Below are 15,406 nucleotides of genomic sequence, written 5' to 3'. Positions count from 1 at the left end.
CCAACATGGCCAGCACACGACCACCCCACCTGCTCATCGTCGAAGCCCGTTTCTATGACGACCTGGCCGACGCACTGCTCGAAGGCGCCAAGGCGGCGCTTGAAGAGGCTGGCGCGACCTACGAAGTGGTCACGGTTCCCGGTGCGCTGGAAATTCCTGCGGTGATCTCGTTTGCGTTGGACGGAGCCGAGAACGGCGCTACCGACTATGACGGCTTCGTTGCGCTTGGCACCGTCATCCGCGGCGAAACCTATCACTTCGATATCGTTGCAAACGAGTCGAGCCGCGCGCTGATGGACCTGGCCACCGATGAATCCCTGGCCATCGGCAATGGCATTCTCACCGTCGAGAACGACGATCAGGCCTGGGCGCGCGCCCGCCGCCACGAGGGCGACAAGGGCGGCTTCGCGGCCCGCGCCGCACTCACCATGATCGCCCTGCGCAACCGCCTGGGGGCATGACGGTGACCCAGCCCGAGACCGATAAACCGCAGCTTCGACAGGCCAACAAGCGCGGCGCTGCCCGCCTGGCCGCGGTGCAGGCGCTTTACCAGATGGACGTGGCCGGCAGCGGCCTGCTTGAGACCACCGCCGAATACGAAGCTTTCCGCCTGGGCAAGGAAGTCGATGGCGATCTCTACCGCGAGGCCGATGCGCAGTGGTTCCGCGCGATTCTGGCCGGCGTGGTGGAGAACCAGAAGACGGTCGACCCCATCATCCGACAGGCGCTGACCGACGACTGGCCGCTGTCGCGGCTTGATTCCACGCTGCGCGCCATCCTGCGCGCCGGCGTCTACGAACTGATGCACCGCGCCGACGTTCCCGTCGCCGTCATTGTCTCGGAATATGTCGATATCGCCAAGGCATTCTATGTCGAGGACGAGCCCAAGCTGGTGAACGCCGTGCTCGACCGCGTGTCGCGCCGTGTGCGCGGCGAGGGCCGCGGCAAGGGCGCATCGTGAGCGAGGCGGCCGAGCGCAGCGCCCGTCGAACCGCGGTCACTCTGGCCGCGGCTCAGGCCATCATCGGATCGGCCACGCCGATCTGCATCTCGCTGGGCGCGCTGGCCGGCCACTATCTTCTCGACGCGGACAAGTCTCTGGCCACCGCTCCGGTCACCGGCTTCAATGTTGGCACCGCACTGGGCGCGTTACCTGCGGCCGTCATCATCCGCTGGCTCGGCCATCGCCATGGTTTCATGGCCGGCACGCTCGTCACCGCGTTTGGCGGCTTCATCGCCACCTTGGCGCTGTTCCAGATGAATTTCTGGCTTTTTGCCGCCGGCCTCATGGCCGTCGGCATCGGCAACGCCTTCGTCCAGCAGTTCCGCTTCGCGGCCGCGGATAATGCGCCAAGCGAGTTCAAGGCGCGCGCGATTTCCTTCGTGCTGGCCGGCGGCATCATCACCGCCATACTGGGGCCTCAGATCGTCATCTTCACGCGCGAACTGCTGGCGCCGGTCATGTTCGCCGGGTCCTTCGCGGCAATCGTGGGGCTCGCGGCCATCGGCGCCGTCATCCTGTCCTTCCTCAAAATGAAGGGCGCCGTAAAAGGCCATGGCGGCCCCCAGGACACCGGCCGCCCGCTCCTGCAGATCGTCTCGCAGCCGCGCTTCGCCGTGGCGCTGTTGTGCGGCGTCGGCTCCTACGCGCTCATGACCTTCGTCATGACCGGCGCGCCGCTCGCCATGGTCGGCTGCGGCTTCTCGCCCGACGAGGCGACGCTCGGCATCTCCTGGCATGTCATGGCCATGTTCGGTCCCAGCTTCTTCACCGGCCGGCTCATCCACCGCTTCGGCGCGCCCACCATCGTGGCCTCTGGCTTCGTGCTGCTGGTGGGCTGCGCGCTGGTGGCGCTGTCGGGCATCGAGCTGTGGCAGTTCTGGACGGCGCTGATCCTGCTCGGGCTTGGCTGGAACTTCGGCTTCATCGGCGCGACCGCGCTGGTCTCCGAAACCTACGAGCCGGCCGAAAAGGGCAAGGTGCAGGGTTTCCACGACTTTGTCCTCTTCAGCAGCGTCGCCTTCGCCTCGCTGATGTCGGGCCAGGTCTACAACGCGCATGGCTGGGAGATGCTGAACTGGGTGGTCTTCCCGGTTACCATCGTTTGCCTGGGGGCGCTTGCCTGGCATCTTGCCTCGCGCAGAAGGCTTGCGACGGCGGCCGAAAACGAGGCGTGATCAGCCTCGAACGTCGTAGGGGGCTATCACGGCTTTCAACGCCGACCGCCGAGCGCCGGAAAGTCCAGCGTCACTTCCAGCCGCGTGCCGTCTTTGCCCGCAAGCCAGCGACGGCGCAGCAGGGCAAAATCGTGGTCGGCGCCGCCTGCATGCAGCGTAACCACGTCGCCGACCTGGCAGCCGGCGGGCAGGGCGACGGCAAGAACCTTGTCCAGAATGTCCATTCGCGCCGCGTAACTTTTGGCCGTGATGGTCAAGGCAATGACCACATCCGCCGAGATTGCGTCGCCCTCGGGACTCAGGGCCTTATGGGGCGGGTTTTTCAAAGACCCGTTCTCGGGAGCTTTCGCCATGACTATTCGCTATTCCAAAATAATCATGTGTTTCTGTCTTGGCGTATTCGCCTTTCTTGTCACCTTCGGAAACATAACCGATTACGGCTCGAATTACGCCTTCGTTCAGCACGTGCTGAGCATGGACACCACTTTCCCCGGCAATGCGCTGATGTATCGTTCGATCACCAACCCGGCATTGTGGACGGCCGGCTACTGGCTGATCATCTTCGGCGAGGGGCTTACCTGCGTGCTGTTTCTGATCGCCGCCTGGAAGCTGTGGCAGGCGCGGGCGATGCCGGCGGTGGCCTTCAATCAGGCCAAGCGGTTCGTGGTCATCGCCGCCACCATGGGCTTCCTGGTCTGGTATTTCGGATTCATGGTCATCGGCGGCGAATGGTTCGCCATGTGGCAGTCGCGGACCTGGAACGGTCAGGACGCGGCCTTCAAGTTCTACATCACCATTTTGGCGGTGCTTATCTTCGTCAACCAGCCTGACGCCGACCCGGCCTGACGCGGCCCCGAGTGATTCGCTCACGGCGGGCGCGCATCGTGTCCGCCAAAGGCATTTGCCGCGCCAGAACAGGGCGAAAGCGGCGGTTCCCCAACCAAAATCCGAACAAAGCTTGACGTTCGGTAACCCGTTTCGCACAACTTGCAGCAGATCGTGCGGCAAATAGCCGCCGATCTCCATCGCGCGGCCCGGGGAGAGGGTTCTGCCGGGCCCACAATCAGGGAAGATCGGCATATGACTTTGCTTTACGTCGTCATTGCCTGCGGCTTGCTATCTGTCCTCTACGCCATCTGGGCGACACGGTCGGTACTTGCATCTGACCAGGGCAGCGCACGCATGCAGGAAATTTCTGCTGCCATCCGGGAGGGGGCACAGGCATATCTTTCGCGTCAGTACACAACCATTGCCGTGGTAGGCGTGATTGTTTTCCTTCTGGCCTGGTGGCTGCTTTCCGCTGCGGCGGCGATCGGCTTCCTGATCGGTGCGGTGCTTTCGGGCGCGGCCGGCTTCATCGGCATGCATGTGTCGGTTCGCGCCAATGTGCGCACGGCGCAGGCCGCCTCCAACAGCCTCGCGGCGGGGCTCGACATCGCGTTCAAGTCCGGCGCAATCACCGGCATGCTGGTGGCCGGCCTCGCGCTGCTCGGCGTCTCCGTCTATTATCTGGTTCTCACCGGGCCGATGGGCCTTACGCCCGACAGCCGCGCCGTCATCGACTCATTGGTGGCGCTTGGCTTCGGCGCTTCCCTCATCTCCATTTTCGCCCGCCTGGGCGGCGGCATCTTCACCAAGGGCGCCGACGTGGGCGGCGACATGGTGGGCAAGATCGAGGCCGGCATTCCGGAGGATGATCCACGCAATCCCGCTACCATCGCCGACAATGTAGGCGACAATGTCGGGGACTGTGCCGGCATGGCGGCCGACCTTTTCGAGACCTATGCTGTCACCGTCGTCGCCACCATGGTGCTGGGGGCGATCTTCTTCGGTGGCACCGCCGTGCTCGACAGCGTGATGCTCTATCCGCTGATGATCTGCGCCGCCTGCATCGTCACCTCGATCATCGGCACGTTCTTCGTCCGGCTGGGCGCCAACAACTCCATCATGGGCGCGCTCTACAAGGGCATCATCGTCACCGGCCTTCTGTCCATCCTCGGACTGGCGGTGGCCACATCTCTCACCATCGGCTGGGGCGAAATCGGCACGGTGGGCGGCGCTGTCGTTATGGGCAGTCGCCTGTTCATCTGCGGGGTGATCGGGCTGATTGTCACCGGCCTCATCGTCGTCATCACCGAGTACTATACCGGCACCGGCAAGCGGCCGGTCACCTCCATCGCCCAGGCGTCCATCACGGGCCATGGAACCAATGTCATCCAGGGCCTCGCGGTATCGCTGGAATCGACCGCCTTGCCGGCGATCGTCATCGTGGGTGGCATTATCACCACGTTCCAGCTCGCGGGTCTGTACGGGATTGCCATTGCTGTGACGACCATGCTCGGCCTTGCCGGCATGATCGTGGCGCTCGACGCCTTCGGTCCGGTGACCGACAATGCCGGCGGCATCGCCGAGATGGCCGGTCTGCCGAAGGAGGTGCGCCAGTCCACCGACGCGCTCGATGCGGTGGGCAACACCACCAAGGCAGTCACCAAGGGCTACGCCATCGGCTCGGCTGGCCTCGGCGCGCTGGTGCTGTTTGCCGCCTATTCCAATGACCTGCGCTACTTCGCGGCCAATGGCGACAAGTTCCCCTACTTCCAGGGCATGGGCGAGGTCTCTTTCGACCTGTCCAATCCCTATGTCGTCGCCGGCTTGATCTTCGGCGGCCTCATTCCCTATCTGTTCGGCGGCATGGCCATGACGGCGGTTGGCCGCGCGGCCAGCTCGATCGTGGAGGAAGTGCGCAGGCAGTTCAGGGAAAATCCGGGCATCATGGCCGGCACTCAACGGCCGGACTATGCGCGGGCCGTGGACCTGCTCACCCGCGCGGCGATCAAGGAGATGATCGTGCCGTCGCTGCTGCCGGTGCTGGCGCCGATAGTCGTCTATTTCGGCGTGCTGCTCATCTCCGGCTCCAAGGCATCGGCCTTTGCTGCGCTGGGCGCCTCGCTGCTAGGCGTCATCGTCAACGGCCTGTTCGTCGCCATCTCCATGACTTCGGGGGGCGGCGCATGGGACAATGCGAAGAAATCCTTCGAGGACGGCTTCACCGACAAGGGTGGGGTCCGGCACCTCAAGGGTTCGGAGGCCCACAAGGCTTCTGTCACCGGTGACACGGTGGGCGATCCCTACAAGGACACCGCGGGGCCGGCGGTGAACCCGGCAATCAAGATCACCAACATCGTAGCGCTGCTTCTGCTTGCCGTCCTGGCGCACTAGCGAGGGCTTCGCCGAAAAAGAAAAACCCGCGGAGCGATCCGCGGGTTTTTTCGTATCCGTCGAAATGGGTTGCGCGGGCTTCTAGCTCGGGCCGCCCATCGGAAGGGCGGGCTTGGTGCGGCCAGAAATGAGCTGGCCGATGAAATTCTGGTCCTTGCCGCTCGTCGGCGTCGTCCGCGCGATGAAGTCGAACACCTTGCCGTCCTTCATACCGTAGTTGGCGATCTGGGTCACGCGGCCGTCAGTGCCGAAATAGACCGCCAGAACCCGCTGGTCCACCAGGTGCGGCTTCATGAAGGCGACCGGCCGTTTGCGGGTCTGCGAGATGTAGTAGAACACCTCGTTATCGAAGGTTGCGGTCGTCGAGGGGCTGCCAAGCGCAAGCAGAACCTGCTCGCGGCTGGAGCCGACCGGCACCAGGTCGATCTGCTGCTGGTCAATGACATAGCCCTGCGTCAGCGTTTCGCCCGGGGTCAGCCCGGCGAAGGTCTGGGACGAGTTGCATCCGGAAAGCATCGCGACTGCAACAATCGTTGCCGCGCCAAGAAGGGCAGGCGAATGGGTGGTCTTGAATTTCAGCGAGTCCAACAACAACTCCTTCAGATCAGTCAGGCGCCCGCACCTTGCACAGAGCCGCAAAACGGGTAAACCAGCTTGCGCGCCGATGCAACACAGCCGCGCCCCGAAACGGGTCCCCACGGAGGCTGCCCCCCATGTTCCAGCGCCTGTTTGGCCGCGAACGCAAGAACCGAGCAATTACCGACGCGCTGTATGCCGAAATCGTGGCAGCGGCGCGGCAGCCGGTGCTGTATGCCGAATGGGAAGCGCCCGATACGCCCCTGGGCCGCTTCGAGATGCTGGCGCTGCATATGTTCCTGTTCCAGCACCGATTGCGCGACGAGGCTGGCGCCTCGCGCGACATCGCGCAGACGCTGATCGATGATTTCTTCGCCGATGTCGAACAATCGCTGCGCGATTTCGGGATAGGCGACATGGGCGTGCCGAAGCGCATGAAGAAGCTTGCGCGCATGTATTATGGGCGCACCGCCGCCTATGCCGACGCGCTGGAGCGCGAAGACAGGGCCGCATTGGCCGCCGCGCTCGAACGCAATGTGCGCCCCGACAGCTTGCCCTGGCCGCAGGCCGAGGCGCTTGCCGCCCACGTCATCGATACCCACAAGGCGCTTGCCGCCCAGGCGTCGGACGCCATCCGGGCCGGAACGATCCACTTCCCGCCCGCCCATGCAGCCTAACAGGACGGAGGCCCCGATGAGACACCACAAGCAACCGCCGGCCAGCCCGATTTCCTTCGTGGCCAATGTCGCACGCATGCCGCAGAAGGGGCTGCCCGTGGTCATCGAGGCAGACGAGAAGCAGCGCGAAGCGCTCGCCGAGGCCCACGGCCTCGAGGCGGTAAAGAGCCTGCGCGCGGAACTCATGGTCACCGCCTGGAAGCGCAACGGTGTCAGGGTAGCCGGCACTGTCGTGGCCGATATCGTGCAGACCTGCGTGGTCTCGCTCGAGCCGGTCGAGAACCACATCGAGGAAGAGGTCCAGGGACTTTTCCTGCCGGAAGATTCCAAGCTCGGGCGGCTGGGCTTCGATGGCGGCGGTGAAATCATGCTCGATGTCGAAGGCCCCGACAGCCCGGAAACCTTTGCCGGCGACACGATCGACGTCGGCGCGCTGGCGGAGGAATATTTCGGTCTGGCCATCGATCCCTATCCGCGCAAGCAGGGCGCTGCGATCTCGTCGAGCGCCGGCGAAACGGACGAGCCTGTCGAAGGCGAATTGCAGCGAAAGCTGCGGGCCGTCGTCGACAAAAGCTGAAGACTTCACCTATCGTTGCGAATTGCCGGTTGTGCGCTGCCTTAAAACCGCTATTTTCGCCAAGCTTTCAGCAAGCTTGCCTTTCCGACCAATGTGAGATGAACACCGCGTGATCAGGATATCCATCGATGCCATGGGCGGCGACCACGGGCCTGCGGTCATCATTCCCGCGCTCGTGGCGGTAGCCACGCGCCGCAACGATGTGCGTTTTGTCGTCTTCGGGCGCGAGGACGTCGTGCGGCCCGAGCTCAACAAACATCCCAGGCTCGCCGAAATCACCGAGTTTCACCACTGCGATGTCGCCGTGGGCATGGACGACAAGCCCAGCCAGGCGCTGCGCCATGGGCGCGGCAAGTCTTCGATGTGGCAGGCGATCGATGCCGTCAAGAACGGCAACGCCGATGCCTGCATCTCAGCCGGCAACACCGGCGCGCTGATGGCGATGTCGAAATTCTGCCTGCGCACCATGGCCACCATCGACCGGCCGGCCATTGCCGCCATCTGGCCGACAACGCGCGGCGAGAGCGTGGTGCTCGACGTGGGCGCCACCATCGGGGCCGACGCCCACCAGCTCGTCGATTTCGCTATCCTCGGCTCGGCCATGGCGCGCGCGCTGTTCGGCATGGAGCGCCCGACGGTCGGCCTGCTCAATGTCGGCGTCGAAGAGATCAAGGGCCAGGAAGAGGTCAAGGATGCCGGCCGCCTTCTGCGCGACGCCGGCCAATTGGCCATGGACTATAAGGGCTTCGTCGAGGGCAACGACATCGGCAAGGGCACCGTCGATGTGGTGGTGACCGAAGGCTTCGCCGGCAATATCGCGCTCAAGACCGCCGAGGGCACGGCGCGCCAGATCGCCGAATATCTGCGCGCCGCGATGAGCCGCACGCTGATGGCGCGAATCGGCTATCTCTTCGCCAAGGGTGCCTTCCAGCGCCTGCGCGAGAAAATGGACGTGCGCAGGGTCAATGGGGGCGTCTTCCTCGGGCTGAACGGCATAATCGTCAAGAGCCATGGCGGCGCCGACTCGGAAGCCTTCGCGGCGGCGATCGAACTCGGCTATGACATGGTCAGGAATCGCCTGCTGGACCGAATCGAGGCCGACCTCGACCTTTTTCACGCGCGGCGCCCGCAATCGACCGCCCGGCCCGCCGAACCGGCGGACGACAGTAACGAATAGGACTTTCAATGATCAGATCGATTGTGCGGGGCATCGGGTCCGCGCTGCCGCGCCGCATAATGAAGAATTCCGACTTCGAAGGCGTGGTGGAGACATCGGACGAGTGGATCGCGCAGCGCACCGGCATCCGCCAGCGCCACATTGCGGCCGACGACGAGACGACCGCCTCGCTGGGTGAAGCTGCGGCGCGTGCAGCGCTCGACAATGCAGGGCTGACCCCGGCCGACATCGACCTGATCGTGCTTGCGACCTCCACGCCGAACAACACTTTCCCCGCCACCGCGGTCGAAATCCAGAACCGGCTCGGCATGCATCACGGCTTCGCCTTCGACATGCAGGCGGTGTGCTCGGGCTTCGTCTACGCCATCACCACGGCCGATCTCTACATTCGCGGGGGCATGGCCAAACGCGTGCTGGTGATCGGCTCCGAAACCTTCTCGCGCATCCTCGACTGGAGCGACCGCTCCACCTGTGTGCTGTTCGGCGACGGCGCGGGCGCGCTGGTGCTGGAAGCCGATGAAGGGCAGGGCGCCATTGCCGATCGCGGCATTCTGGCGGCCAGCCTGCGCTCCGATGGTGCGCACAAGGACAAGCTCTATGTCGACGGCGGCCCTTCCACCACCGGCCAGGTCGGCCATCTGCGCATGGAAGGCCGCGAGGTCTTCAAGCATGCGGTGGGCATGATCACCGACGTGATCGAAGCGGTGTTTGCCCAGTCCGGCGTCGGCGCCGACGACATCGACTGGTTCGTGCCGCACCAGGCCAACAAGCGCATCATCGACGCCTCCGCCAGGAAGCTCGGCATCGCCGAGGAAAAGACCGTGGTCACCGTCAACCTGCATGGCAACACCTCGGCCGCTTCCGTGCCGCTGGCGCTTTCGGTGGCGGTGGCAGATGGCCGCATCAAGAAGGGCGACCTCGTTCTGCTCGAGGCGATGGGCGGCGGCTTCACCTGGGGTGCGGTGCTGCTGCGCTGGTAAGCGTGCCTGGGCGGGCGTTGAAAGCGCCCGCCGCACACGACCAACAGAGGCGTGCGACGGCCCCGCGGCGGCGAAAACGATTCAAAATCAATTGGAAAGACCCAATGTTGGGTCCTTGACCTCGTCGGGGCAATTTTCTAACGTCTCGCTTAATCGCAATTTCAGTTGTCTCTTGGATGGTTGCCGCTCGCATGGCAGGAAAGACACTTACGCGCGCCGATCTTGCAGAAGCCGTGTACCGAAAGGTCGGCCTTTCCCGCACAGAATCCGCGCAGTTGGTCGAGGCCGTTCTCGATGAGATCTGCGAAGCGATCGTTCGTGGCGAGACTGTGAAGCTTTCTTCCTTCGCCACCTTCCACGTTCGCGACAAGAACGAGCGCATCGGGCGCAACCCCAAGACAGGCGAGGAAGTGCCCATCCTTCCCCGGCGGGTCATGACCTTCAAGGCCTCGAACGTGCTGAAGGACCGCATCCTCAGCGCGCACCAGAGCAAGGGCAAGGCCGGCGAAAAGTAGGCCTGCGGCTCGGCGCTTTCGGGCCCGCGCTTGCGGCGCGGTTGATAAGGCCACCGGCGATTTCGGCCGGGCTTGAATGTTGCAGCACAAATCGCTGAAATAAAGCACGAATCGGCTTTGTGCGATCTCGGTTGCCGGGCAGTACTGCCGCGGGTCGTGTTTTCAACCACGATCCAGGTACGGAAATCGGTTTTCGACGAAAAGATCGCGGCCGAACAACAAGATAGGCCCGTGTCCCGCAGCGGCGAGGCACGGCCTTCGAGACGACGCCCCATCGCGCAGGCCATGCGATCGGGCTGCTTGCGAGCGAGGGTTGCGCCATGGAAAAAAGTCCCGACGCCTTCCGCACCATCAGCGAGGTAGCCGAAGACCTCGATCTGCCGCAGCACGTGCTGCGTTTTTGGGAAACACGCTTCACCCAGATCAAGCCGATGAAGCGCGGCGGCGGCCGCCGCTACTACCGGCCGCAGGATGTCGAGCTGATCAAGGGCATCCGCCACATGCTCTATGACCAGGGCTACACCATCAAGGGTGTGCAGAAGCTGCTGCGTGAAAACGGCAACCAGTTCCTGGTCGCGATCGGCAATGGCGATGTCGCGGCGGTGGAAGCCATCGCCCAGCGCAAGCAGACCGAAGCCACGCCGATGACCCAGGCCGCGCAGCCGCGCCTGGATGAAGAGATGCTGGTAGGCGAGCCGCGCGCCAAGCCGAGCCGCCGTTTCTTCGGCCTTGGCAAGGCAGACGACGAGGGGCCGGTGCAACCCGGCAGCGGCAAACTCTCGCGAGACAACCGCGCGCTACTGCAGGAAGCGCTGTTCGACCTGCTGGAATGCAAGCGGCTGCTTGATCAGGTGCGCTGACCTGCTCAAGCGGCCTCCGGGCGTTTAGCTGTCCGTCTTGTCGTCGGTTTCGGAAGCCGGCGTGTCGGTCACCTCGGTCTCCGGGCGGTCGCTGCCCACCGCCAGTTCCTCGTGCCATTCGCCTTCCGAATCCTGGTAGGAAATGCCTTCGGTCTTGCCCGACAGCCGCTGCTCGGCTGCCGCAGCCCTGGCGGCGTTCAGCGCTTCCTCATGGGTGCGGAAGGTCTCGGAATACACGTCGCCGAGCTTGTAGGCCCAGCCACCGTCGTGTTCCACGATCTGGTAGGTCACCTTGTTCATCGTCATGCTCCCGTTCTCAAACCAGCATGCATGACAGGGGGCTGACGCTATCTGTCGAGCCGCGCCATAAGCGAGCACGTGTCCCAGCGTCCGCCGCCCATGCCCTGCACTTCCTTGTAGAACTGATCGACCAGCGCGGTGACAGGCAGCGCCGCTCCGTTGCGGTCGGCCTCCTCGAGGCAGATTTTCAGGTCCTTGCGCATCCAGTCCACTGCGAAGCCGAAGTCGTACTTGCCTTCGCGCATCGGCTTGTGACGGTTTTCCATCTGCCACGATCCGGCCGCGCCCTTGGAGATCACCTCCACCACCTTCTCGATGTCGAGCCCGGCGCGCTTGCCGAAATTGATGCCTTCGGCAAGGCCCTGCACCAGCCCGGCAATGCAGATCTGGTTGATCATCTTGGTGAGCTGGCCCGCGCCAACGGGACCCATCAGCCCCACCATGCGCGCATAGGCATCGATCACCGGCCGCGCCTTGTCGAACACTGTCTGCTCGCCGCCGACCATCACGGTCAGCACACCGTTTTCGGCGCCCGCCTGGCCGCCGGAAACCGGCGCGTCGAGGAAGAAGAAGCCGCGCTCCTGCGCCGCTGCCGCCAGTTCGCGCGCCACTTCGGCCGAGGCCGTGGTGTTGTCGATGAAGATCGCGCCCTTCTTCATCGACTGGAAGGCGCCGTCCGGTCCAATGGTCACGCTGCGCAGGTCGTCGTCATTGCCCACGCAGCAGAACACGAAGTCCTTGCCTTCGGCGGCTGCACGCGGCGTCGGTGCATGAGCGCCGCCATGTTCGGCCACCCATTTCTGCGCCTTGGCTGCGGTGCGGTTGTAGACGGTGACGTCGTGGCCGCCCCTGTTCTTCAGATGGGCGGCCATCGGATAGCCCATCACGCCAAGTCCCAGAAACGCCACCGATGCCATTCTCGATCCTCTCGCTGATTTTGCATAGTGCTGTCAGCGCAAGGTCTATGGCATGGGCGGAATTCGTCAAGGGAGAGCTGCGCAAGGCGACTGGTCCAGCGGCAGCGATGACAGGCTCCGGCGCAGGTGAGCCAGAGGCGCCGAAGCATCGGGCAAGGGCAGCACCGGCTGCCGCACGGCCGGCGTGTTAGCGCCGGCCGGTGAGAAAAAGCTATCGCTTCAGGTGGCGGGTGATGCGTCGCTCGACCCAGTCCACGGCGTTTCGCAGCGTTTCCACCATCGACAGGTAGATCAGCGCCGCCCAGAGATAGGTCTGGAAATCGAAGGTGCGCGAGTAGGCCCTGCGCGTCTCGCCCATCAGGTCGTAAACAGTGATGATGGCAATGATTGCCGAGCCCTTGATCATCAGAATGATCTCGTTGCCATATGGGCGCAGCGCCACGATCAGCGCCTGGGGCAGGATGATCTTGCGCATGGTCTGGAACTTCGACAGGCCAAGCGCGGCCGCTGCCTCCCACTGGCCCTTCGACACGCTCTCTATCGCGCCGCGCAGGATCTCGGCCTGGTAGGCGGCGGTGTTGAGCGAGAAGGCAAGCACGCCGCAATACCAGGCCTCGCGGAAGAAGGTCCACAGCCCTACCGCTTCCAGTTGCGGACGGAAGGAGCCCAGGCCGTAATAGATCAGGAAAGTCTGCGCCAGCAGCGGCGTGCCGCGGAAGAAATAGACATAGCCATAGGCAAGCCCGTTGAGCAGCCGGTTCTTCGCCATGCGCGCATAAGCGATCGGCACGGAAAGCAGTGCGCCGACCACCATCGAAACGGATACCAGCGTCAGGGTCACCCCGACGCCACGCAGATAGAGCGGCGCGTATTTCTCGAAAAGCGCCGGGTTCCAGGCGTTGAACAGGTAGAGCACCAGCCCGATGCCCATCAGCCCCCACAGCGCCACGAGTGCGGTTCCCACCACGCGCTCGCGCGGCCAGCCGCGTGCGGGCAGGGGCGGACGGTCGACGATCTGGGAAGATTGAACCGTGGCGCTCATCGCTTCGCCTCCGTCTTGCCGACGGCACGCTCGATGGCGCCGATGCCGAAGGAGGAGATGATGGCCAGCGCCAGGTAGATCAGGCAGGCGACGCTGAAGAACAAGAAGGCCTCCTTCGTCACGCGCGCCGCGATCTGCGATTGGCGCAGGATGTCCGAAAGGCCGATCACCGACACCAGGGCAGTGTCCTTGAGCAGTATCAGCCAGAGGTTGGCGAGGCCAGGAAGCGCAATGCGGACCAGTTGCGGCAGGATGACCAAGCGCATCGTCTGCCCCTTGGAGAGGCCGATGGAATAGCCGCCTTCGTACTGGCCGAGGGGGATGGCGCGGAAAGCCGAGAGAAACACCTCGCTTGCATAGGACGAAAACACCACGCCCAGCGCCACCATGCCGGCGACGAAGCTGTTGATCTCGACGGTCGTGCCGGGGCTGAACAGCTGCACCGCCTGCTGGATGCCGAATTGGGCGCCGTAGAACACGAGAAACAGCGTCAGCAGCTCGGGCAGGCCGCGGAAGATGGTGGTGTAGATATTGCCGGCCAGCCGCAGCGACGGTTCCGCCGATTGCTTCGCCACCGCCACCAGGAAGCCGATGATCAGGCCCAGCGGCAGCGTGGCCAACGCCAGCGATACGGTGACGAACACGCCGTAGGCAATGCTACGGCTCCAGCCTTCGGGGCCCCAGCTGAGCAGCGTCCAAATTGCGCTCTCCATGCATGTGCCTTCTTTTTCGGGAGTTTTCTTGTGATGGCCCGTAACATTGCAAACGGCGGGATTTGGTCCCGCCGTTCGGTGGTCAGAGCGACGATGTTGCGCGTTTATCCGCCATAAACGTCGAACTTGAAGTACTTGTCGTTGATTTCCTTGTACTTGCCGTTGGCGCGGATCGCGTCGATGGCGGCGTTCAGCTTCTCGCGAAGCTCGTCCTCGCCTTTGCGGATGGCGATGCCGGCGCCGCGGCCATGGATCTCTTCCACCGGCGTGATGGTGCCCACCAGCTTGCAGCAGTCCCCTTCCGGGGTATCCAGCCACTGCTGGATCGCCACGATATCGTCATTCACCGCGTCCAGGCGGCCGTTGGCGATGTCGAGCTGGTATTCCTGTGCGGTCGGATAAGGCTTCACCGTGCTGTCGGTATAGGTCTGCTCCGAATAGTTGAAGTGCGTGGTCGAGCCCTGCACGCCGATGGTCTTGCCGGCCAGGTCTTCCTTGGTCACGCCCTTGATGTCGCTATCCTTCGGCGCGGCGATGGCCGGCGGCGTGTTGTAGTACTTGTTGGTGAAATCGACCTTCTGCAGGCGTTCCGGCGTGATCGACATGGAAGCGATGATGGCGTCGAACTTGCCGGCCTGAAGGGCGGGGATGATGCCGTCCCAGTCCTGGGTTACGAATTCGCACGTCACCTTCATTTCGTCGCACAGAGCCTGGGCGATGTCGACATCGAAGCCTTCGAGCTTGCCGTCGGCGGTCAGGTTGTTGAAGGGCGGGTAGGCACCCTCGGTGCCGATCTTGAGAACCTTCTCCTCCGCCTGTGCAGCGCCGATCGCCAGTGCGATGGCCGACGCCGCAAGGGCAAAACGCATTGCAATACGCATAATGTTCCTCTCTGTTTTCACTTCCGCTGCTTGATGCAGCGTTGTCGGAGGCCTGGCTGGCGCTCCACTGGCGCGGATACTCCCACTCTTTGCGCCGAAAAAGCAACTGCAAAACCGCGGCCGAAGCACGACTTCATGCAAACATTTCCACATCTTGGCGGATGTTTGCGGGCAGGGCGCCCGGCTGCGCAAGTTCTGACGTTAGGTCAGCGTCACCTCAGCCCGACCGCCCTTTCGATGAAATCGGCGATGGCCGGCACGTCATCGATGTCGAAGACTGGAATCGTCTCGCCTTCTATCGGGTGATCTGCCGCAATGGCGACGATGTGTGGGTCGCTGGCCGAAAGCGGAGTGCCGTTCTTGGCCTCGCGCCTGCGCGCCTCGATCTTGAGGTGGTTTTCGCGCTTGTAGCCTTCCACCAGCACCAGGTCGCAGGGCGACAGCCGGGCCAGGATCGTTTCCAGCTTGGGCTCCTCCTCGCCGTGCAGTTCATGCATCAGCGCCCAGCGCTTGCCCGAAACGATAGCCACTTCGCCGGCGCCGGCCTGGCGGTGACGAAAACTGTCGGTGCCTGCCTGGTCGATGTCGAAGGCGTGATGCGCGTGCTTGACCGTGGAGACGCGCCAGCCGCGCGCGGTCAGCGTGGCCACCACCCTTTCGGTGAGCGTGGTCTTGCCGGAATTCTTCCAGCCGGTAATTCCGAATACGCGCTGTGTCACCTGTCGTCGCCTGTGTAGTCTCCGGGCGTGCGCAAGGCTGCCCGCCATTTCCTATTGCCAAGGCATGGTCGGTTT

At 63.8% G+C, this 15,406-nt stretch carries 19 protein-coding genes; 11 read left to right on the top strand and 8 right to left on the bottom strand.

Features of this window, described 5'->3' with window-relative positions:
• Window positions 1-5 precede the first annotated feature (5 nt).
• Genes ribH through AC3A4H_RS07815 form a run of 3 tightly spaced genes read left to right on the top strand, consistent with a single transcriptional unit; the run spans window position 6 to window position 2,178 of the window.
• A complete protein-coding gene (ribH, locus tag AC3A4H_RS07825; protein WP_348777148.1) occupies window positions 6-461 on the top strand; it encodes a 6,7-dimethyl-8-ribityllumazine synthase in 456 nt (151 codons plus the stop codon).
• A complete protein-coding gene (gene nusB / locus AC3A4H_RS07820) occupies window positions 458-961 on the top strand; it encodes a transcription antitermination factor NusB (protein ID WP_487766193.1) in 504 nt (167 codons plus the stop codon). Before ribH ends, nusB begins: the two co-directional genes overlap by 4 nt.
• The gene (locus AC3A4H_RS07815) at window positions 958-2,178 is read left to right on the top strand and encodes an MFS transporter (RefSeq protein WP_487766192.1); all 1,221 of its coding nucleotides are present in this window, start codon (window positions 958-960) and stop codon (window positions 2,176-2,178) included. The genes nusB and AC3A4H_RS07815 overlap by 4 nt, the downstream gene beginning before the upstream one ends.
• 35 nt (window positions 2,179-2,213) lie before the next feature.
• Here AC3A4H_RS07815 and AC3A4H_RS07810 read toward each other — a convergent pair whose 3' ends face one another.
• Complete coding sequence (locus tag AC3A4H_RS07810) at window positions 2,214-2,531, bottom strand: hypothetical protein (protein WP_487766191.1); 318 nt, start codon at window positions 2,529-2,531, stop codon at window positions 2,214-2,216.
• Here AC3A4H_RS07810 and AC3A4H_RS07805 point away from each other — a divergent pair.
• Both AC3A4H_RS07805 and AC3A4H_RS07800 read left to right on the top strand, forming a co-directional pair.
• Entirely contained in the window at window positions 2,530-3,024 is a 495-nt protein-coding gene (locus AC3A4H_RS07805) for a DUF2165 family protein (protein WP_487766190.1), read from the top strand. The genes AC3A4H_RS07810 and AC3A4H_RS07805 overlap by 2 nt on opposite strands.
• Before the next feature lie 234 nt (window positions 3,025-3,258).
• Window positions 3,259-5,397: a sodium-translocating pyrophosphatase gene (locus AC3A4H_RS07800; protein WP_487766189.1), complete on the top strand. Its 2,139-nt coding sequence runs from the start codon at window positions 3,259-3,261 to the stop codon at window positions 5,395-5,397.
• Window positions 5,398-5,478: 81 nt separating this feature from the next.
• On the opposite strand, the gene AC3A4H_RS07795 is transcribed toward AC3A4H_RS07800, so the two are convergent.
• Window positions 5,479-5,985 carry an outer membrane protein assembly factor BamE gene (locus AC3A4H_RS07795; protein ID WP_348777143.1) on the bottom strand — a complete coding sequence of 169 codons (507 nt, stop codon included), beginning with the start codon at window positions 5,983-5,985 and terminating at the stop codon, window positions 5,479-5,481.
• A gap of 125 nt (window positions 5,986-6,110) precedes the next feature.
• On the opposite strand from AC3A4H_RS07795, the gene AC3A4H_RS07790 reads away from it, so the two are divergent.
• The 6 genes from AC3A4H_RS07790 to AC3A4H_RS07765 all read left to right on the top strand — a co-directional run bounded on the left by AC3A4H_RS07790 (window position 6,111) and on the right by AC3A4H_RS07765 (window position 10,759).
• Window positions 6,111-6,650, top strand: coding sequence for a ubiquinol-cytochrome C chaperone family protein (locus AC3A4H_RS07790; RefSeq protein WP_487766188.1), 540 nt, complete (start codon window positions 6,111-6,113; stop codon window positions 6,648-6,650).
• A gap of 16 nt (window positions 6,651-6,666) precedes the next feature.
• Window positions 6,667-7,227, top strand: a complete 561-nt coding sequence (locus AC3A4H_RS07785; protein ID WP_487766187.1) for a YceD family protein — start codon at window positions 6,667-6,669, stop codon at window positions 7,225-7,227.
• Window positions 7,228-7,336: 109 nt separating this feature from the next.
• A complete protein-coding gene (gene plsX, locus AC3A4H_RS07780) occupies window positions 7,337-8,404 on the top strand; it encodes a phosphate acyltransferase PlsX (RefSeq protein WP_487766186.1) in 1,068 nt (355 codons plus the stop codon).
• An 8-nt stretch (window positions 8,405-8,412) separates the two neighbouring features.
• The gene (locus AC3A4H_RS07775) at window positions 8,413-9,384 is read left to right on the top strand and encodes a beta-ketoacyl-ACP synthase III (RefSeq protein ID WP_487766185.1); all 972 of its coding nucleotides are present in this window, start codon (window positions 8,413-8,415) and stop codon (window positions 9,382-9,384) included.
• Window positions 9,385-9,575: 191 nt separating this feature from the next.
• Window positions 9,576-9,899 carry an integration host factor subunit alpha gene (locus AC3A4H_RS07770; RefSeq protein ID WP_348777138.1) on the top strand — a complete coding sequence of 108 codons (324 nt, stop codon included), beginning with the start codon at window positions 9,576-9,578 and terminating at the stop codon, window positions 9,897-9,899.
• A gap of 320 nt (window positions 9,900-10,219) precedes the next feature.
• Window positions 10,220-10,759: a MerR family transcriptional regulator gene (locus tag AC3A4H_RS07765; protein WP_487766184.1), complete on the top strand. Its 540-nt coding sequence runs from the start codon at window positions 10,220-10,222 to the stop codon at window positions 10,757-10,759.
• Window positions 10,760-10,783: 24 nt separating this feature from the next.
• On the opposite strand, the gene AC3A4H_RS07760 is transcribed toward AC3A4H_RS07765, so the two are convergent.
• The 6 genes from AC3A4H_RS07760 to mobB all read right to left on the bottom strand — a co-directional run bounded on the left by AC3A4H_RS07760 (window position 10,784) and on the right by mobB (window position 15,331).
• Entirely contained in the window at window positions 10,784-11,059 is a 276-nt protein-coding gene (locus AC3A4H_RS07760) for a DUF2188 domain-containing protein (protein WP_487766183.1), read from the bottom strand.
• A gap of 47 nt (window positions 11,060-11,106) precedes the next feature.
• Window positions 11,107-11,976, bottom strand: a complete 870-nt coding sequence (locus tag AC3A4H_RS07755; RefSeq protein WP_487766182.1) for an NAD(P)-dependent oxidoreductase — start codon at window positions 11,974-11,976, stop codon at window positions 11,107-11,109.
• A 211-nt stretch (window positions 11,977-12,187) separates the two neighbouring features.
• Window positions 12,188-13,018, bottom strand: a complete 831-nt coding sequence (locus AC3A4H_RS07750; RefSeq protein ID WP_487766181.1) for an ABC transporter permease — start codon at window positions 13,016-13,018, stop codon at window positions 12,188-12,190.
• A complete protein-coding gene (locus tag AC3A4H_RS07745) occupies window positions 13,015-13,731 on the bottom strand; it encodes an ABC transporter permease (protein WP_487766180.1) in 717 nt (238 codons plus the stop codon). Before AC3A4H_RS07745 ends, AC3A4H_RS07750 begins: the two co-directional genes overlap by 4 nt.
• A gap of 104 nt (window positions 13,732-13,835) precedes the next feature.
• Window positions 13,836-14,612, bottom strand: a complete 777-nt coding sequence (locus tag AC3A4H_RS07740; protein ID WP_487766179.1) for an ABC transporter substrate-binding protein — start codon at window positions 14,610-14,612, stop codon at window positions 13,836-13,838.
• Window positions 14,613-14,824: 212 nt separating this feature from the next.
• Entirely contained in the window at window positions 14,825-15,331 is a 507-nt protein-coding gene (gene mobB, locus AC3A4H_RS07735) for a molybdopterin-guanine dinucleotide biosynthesis protein B (protein ID WP_487766178.1), read from the bottom strand.
• Between the last annotated feature and the right edge of the window lie 75 nt (window positions 15,332-15,406).

Source organism: Pseudaminobacter sp. Soil_N_29 (assembly GCF_057656055.1).
Note: the sequence above shows the minus strand (reverse complement) of the source record. Positions and strands in the feature narration are given on the sequence as shown.